Raw genomic sequence first — 1,136 nt, 5'->3', positions numbered from 1 at the left:
CCTCAAGGCCGAGTACCGCGGCCACCGCGACGAGGCCATGTGGCTGCTGTGGATCAACCGCGCCCAGCGGCAGCTGACCGCCGAGGCGGCGCCCGCCGCGCCGGTGGCCGCCGAGGTCGTGCTCGACGCGCCCGCCGACACCGCGTTCGACGCGACGCCGTTCGGGGACAAGTCGTTCGGTGACAAGTCGTTCGGGGACTCGCCGTTCGGGGGCGCCGCGCTGGGTGACGCCGCGTTCACCGACACCGCGTTCGCCAACGCCGGTTTCGGGGAGCAGGCGACCGGGGAGACCGCGTTGGACGCGACGGCGTTCAAGGCGCCGGAGGTCGTGGCGCCCCGCCCGCAGTCGAGCGCGCCGGCGCTGCTGTTCCAGGAGCCGACCACCGCCTGACGCGCCCCGGCGCAGGGCCTCCCGACCCCGCGCCGCGCACGCCACCCGGACCCGCGCCGGTCACCCCGTCCGCACGTCCAGGTAGTCCTTGAACTGCACGCTGACCGCGTGCCCGTCCGACGGCCAGTTCCGCACCGCGATCGTGCGCGACCCGCCGCCCGTCCCGCGGGCGACCTGGGTGACCCTGAGGGTGCCCGCCGCGTCGGCCCGAGCGGGCAGGTAGGCGTCCGCCGCGGTCAGGAACGGCAGTGAGCCGAACGGCGGCACCACCGCGCCCGGTGCGGACGCGCGGTCGCAGCCGTCGTCGAACGCGAACGCCGCGAGCACCTGGCGCACCCGGGGCGCTACGGCGGGCGCGAGGACGTCCACGCCGTTGAACTCCAGGCGGTCGTTGTCCTCGGGCTGGTCGGCCCACCACTCGCGGTTGCGCACGACCGTGACGGCGGTGTGCGCCGGGCACCTGTCGACCTGGTCGCCGATGCCCCCCGGCGGCGACACCTGGAGCCGCAGGAAGCGGTCGCTGCGCTCGAACGGCTCGAAGTGGAAGTGGTGGGTCAGCTCCCCCTCGCGCAGCAGCACCAGTTCGTAGTGCCTGCCGCCGACGACCCTCAGCGGGCCGAAGGAGCCGTCGGGCGCGGTGCGGGCGGTGTGCCGGGGCAGGCCGCGACGCGCGCCCGTCCGGCCGTCGACCTCCCACACCACCAGCAGGCCCTCCACGCCGGTGTTGCGCGGGAACCAGGTGACC

At 75.7% G+C, this 1,136-nt stretch carries 2 protein-coding genes; one reads left to right on the top strand and one right to left on the bottom strand.

All coding sequences use genetic code 11. The annotated features are described in order from the left end of the window. Window positions 1–391, top strand: a 391-nt coding sequence (locus tag ACFV4N_RS43975; protein WP_499678644.1) for a hypothetical protein, incomplete at its 5' end; no start/stop codon positions are given. 60 nt (window positions 392–451) lie between these two features. Here the strand turns inward: ACFV4N_RS43975 and ACFV4N_RS43970 are convergent. Continuing rightward, window positions 452–1,136 (bottom strand): hypothetical protein (locus tag ACFV4N_RS43970; protein ID WP_499678643.1); only part of this gene is annotated, 685 nt, incomplete at its 5' end.

This window comes from Actinosynnema sp. NPDC059797 (assembly GCF_042732085.1).
Classification (GTDB): Bacteria; Actinomycetota; Actinomycetes; order Mycobacteriales; family Pseudonocardiaceae; genus Actinosynnema.
Note: the sequence above shows the minus strand (reverse complement) of the source record. Positions and strands in the feature narration are given on the sequence as shown.